Here is a 2,734-nt window from a genome sequence, read left to right on the forward strand (position 1 = left end):
TCCCACGCGGGGACGCCGGTCGGCGCTTCGCCGACGACCCGGACCCGGAGAAGAGGTGGCTGGTGGGACTCGACCGGCACGCTCCTGCCGATGTGGTGGTCCGGCTGCTCGCGGATCCCGACGCACGGGTGCGTGGCATGGCCGCCGCGCACCCCGCCCTGCCCGTCGACCTCATCCTGAAGAGCTGCGACGACCCGGAGCTCGCCACCCGGGCCCTGGGCAACCCCGGCCTCCCGGCGGCGGTCATGCACCAGCGCCTCGACGCCTTGGGCATCCCGCGCTGACGCCGGTGCCGGGAGCGCTCTGCGTCCGCAGGAAAGCCATCTGCGAGTCGGTCCCGCCGCGGAGGAGCACCACGCCTGACTCCGGCTACGGGGATGTCGTCCAGCGAGGGGCTGTCGCGGCCCAGGCGGATTCCCACGCCGCCAGGTTGTGGTGCTGGATGACACGGTGGGCCGTGCCGTAGGCGACGGCTGCCGCGGCGTGGACGCCCAGGACGGCGATCAAGGCGGAGCCCATGGCTCGGCTGCGGATCTGATCGGGGCTCAGGGGCGGGTCGGTGAGCTTGCCGTCGGTGCCGGCCCAGACGCGGAGGGTGCTGCCCTTGGGCAGGGCGGGCTGGGCATCGGCATGGGCCGTGTGGGTGCGTCCCTGGGGGTCGGTGAAGCGGACCTTGGTCGGGTAGACGGTCCGCTTCGCCTCGGCCGAGCCGGGCTCGGGGTGGCCACGGGCGTCCTCGACGAGTACGGCGGTGGTGTGGTGGCGGGTGGCTGCCTGGTGCTCGGCGGTCCGGGCGTAGTGGCGGTGGGCGGCGTCGCCGACGAGGAACAGGGCGAGGGGGGTGGCCGCCAGCACCACCAGGGTCAGCCCCAGGCCGATCCACGCCTGGACCACATCGCCGCGGCGGCGCAGGGGGTTGCGCCGCAGGCGCCAGAACATGACCCGGGGCAGCTCCCGCGGCGGCGGGGGTGGGGACGTATGGCCGGGCATGGTCCTCCTTTCAGCGGTGGACGCGGCGCATGCGGGGTGGTGCCGACCAGGTGGGGGGACGTGTGCGGCTAGCGGGGGCGGGCAACGGGCGGCAGGGGCCCGCAGGTCGAGGGGTGGGTGTGGGCGGCCTGCAGGAACCTGGCGGCGCCGCGGACGGCCGCGGTGTGCGGGGCCGGGACGATGCGCAGCGGTGCCTTCAGCCGGGCCGTGAGGGCGTGGGTGATCTCGGGTCGCAGGGCTCCCCCGCCGGCCAGGAGGATGCCGCGCCGCAGGGCTCCTGCGGCGAGCGAGGTGCGGTCGTGGCGGCGGATCGCGGTCAGCATCGCGACCACCGCTTCGACGATCTGCTCGGGCGTGGTCGTCTCACCGAGGTCGCTGGTGCCCACGGCCGTCCGGTGCGCGTCGGTGACGGCGCCGTCGCACAGGAGCACCGCCTCGGTGAGGTGGGCTCCGATGTCCACCACCACCAGCGGCCGCGACATGTCGGCGTCGGCGGCCAGGGCGATGCTCCGGGCGCTGGGGACGGTCAGGACGCTGCGGGGTCGCAGCACCTCGACGGCGGCGCGGGCCCGGGTGCGGTAGGCGACGCCGTCCAGGACGGGCGTGGTGACGATGACCATGGGGCGGGTGAACCGGGGCAGCCGGTGGCCGAGCAGGCGCCGCAGCATCCGGGAACATCCCGGGGTGTCGACGATGGTGCCGCGCTGGACGGGGTGGACGGCGCCGGTGCCGGGGAAGGTGACGGTGGGTACGTCGACGACCGTGCCCTTGCCGGCGATCCAGACGCGGGTGCGGGCGCTGCCCAGGTCCAGCGCGATGCCGCAGCAGCGCCGGCACAGGGGCCACGGCCGGTGACGGGCGGCGTCGCCGGGCAGGTCGTGGGTGCCGGTCATGGCTGTGCCTCCTTCACCTGCTGGCAGCGGGCGCAGTAGCGGGCCTGCGGCACGATCATGAGCCGTTCCCGTTCGATCGGGCGCCGACACAGGTGGCAGGGGCCGTACGAGCCCTCGTTCATGCGGGTGAGGGCCGCTTCGACGTCGGTGAGGACCATGCGGGCGGAGGCGGCGAGTTTGACGCGGACCTCGGTCTGCGCGGCGGCCCGCTGCCGGAGCCGGTCCTCGGCCCGGGAGGCGACCGGTCCGGCGAGCAGGCGCAGTTGCTCCTGGCGGAACAGGCGCTGCTCGTGGAGGTTCTCGCGCAGCGCGGCGAGGTCCTCGGCCGACAGGTGCGTCGTGCTCTCGTCGACGGTCTGGTGGTTCACCACGTCACCCCTTTGCGGCAGGGCGTAGGAGGTCGGTACGGGCGGGGTCAGGCCGTGCGGCGCCGGCAGGCGACGCAGTGGCGGGTGTACGGCAGGATCTCGAGTCGTTCGGCGGGCACGGGCTTCGCACAGCCCACGCAGATTCCGTAGGTGCCGTCGTCGATGCGGGTGAAGGCTTCCTCGATCTCTTCCAGGGCCCGCTGCATCGCGGTCTTCTGCGCGGACAGCAGGTGATCCTCCGGGCCGCGCTCACTCTCGTCGAGGGCACGCAGCTGGGCCAGCCGGGAGGTGCGGGCGTGTTCGAGGCGCCGGCGGGCCTCGTGCGGGTGGGGCTCGGCCCGGGTGACTTCGAGCGACATGGTCGGTCCCTTTCTCGGCGCCGGGTGCGGGGTGCACGGGTGGGTCATGCGCGGCGGCCTCTACATCGACCAGCGCATCCGCCGCGAGGCCCTCGACCTCGAACTGGCCCGTGCCGCCGGTGTC

4 protein-coding genes and 1 pseudogene are annotated in these 2,734 nt (G+C 74.4%); 1 reads left to right on the forward strand and 4 read right to left on the reverse strand.

The genetic code is table 11. The annotated features are described in order from the left end of the window. Positions 1–284, forward strand: a pseudogene (locus ABT116_RS42095) (hypothetical protein); the annotation flags it as partial. Positions 285–369: 85 nt separating this feature from the next. On the opposite strand, the gene ABT116_RS42100 reads toward ABT116_RS42095, so the two are convergent. From ABT116_RS42100 to ABT116_RS42115, 4 genes are all read right to left on the reverse strand, one after another. Further along, complete coding sequence (locus ABT116_RS42100; RefSeq protein WP_351645691.1) at positions 370–990, reverse strand: Rv1733c family protein; 621 nt, start codon at positions 988–990, stop codon at positions 370–372. Positions 991–1,058: 68 nt separating this feature from the next. Then, positions 1,059–1,883: a rod shape-determining protein gene (locus tag ABT116_RS42105; protein ID WP_351645694.1), complete on the reverse strand. Its 825-nt coding sequence runs from the start codon at positions 1,881–1,883 to the stop codon at positions 1,059–1,061. Next, complete coding sequence (locus tag ABT116_RS42110) at positions 1,880–2,254, reverse strand: TraR/DksA family transcriptional regulator (RefSeq protein WP_351645697.1); 375 nt, start codon at positions 2,252–2,254, stop codon at positions 1,880–1,882. Before ABT116_RS42110 ends, ABT116_RS42105 begins: the two co-directional genes overlap by 4 nt. Before the next feature lie 44 nt (positions 2,255–2,298). Then, the gene (locus tag ABT116_RS42115; protein WP_351645699.1) at positions 2,299–2,610 is read right to left on the reverse strand and encodes a TraR/DksA C4-type zinc finger protein; all 312 of its coding nucleotides are present in this window, start codon (positions 2,608–2,610) and stop codon (positions 2,299–2,301) included. Positions 2,611–2,734 lie beyond the last annotated feature (124 nt).

It is taken from the genome of Streptomyces sp. NPDC002130 (assembly GCF_040296465.1).
GTDB lineage: Bacteria > Actinomycetota > Actinomycetes > Streptomycetales > Streptomycetaceae > Streptomyces.

Excerpts from the sequence above, each read along its gene's own strand:
- ABT116_RS42100 (WP_351645691.1), bottom strand. The coding sequence starts at position 990 with ATGCCCGGCCATACGTCCCCACCCCCGCCGCCGCGGGAGCTGCCCCGG.
- ABT116_RS42105 (WP_351645694.1), bottom strand. The coding sequence starts at position 1,883 with ATGACCGGCACCCACGACCTGCCCGGCGACGCCGCCCGTCACCGGCCG.
- ABT116_RS42115 (WP_351645699.1), bottom strand. The coding sequence starts at position 2,610 with ATGTCGCTCGAAGTCACCCGGGCCGAGCCCCACCCGCACGAGGCCCGC.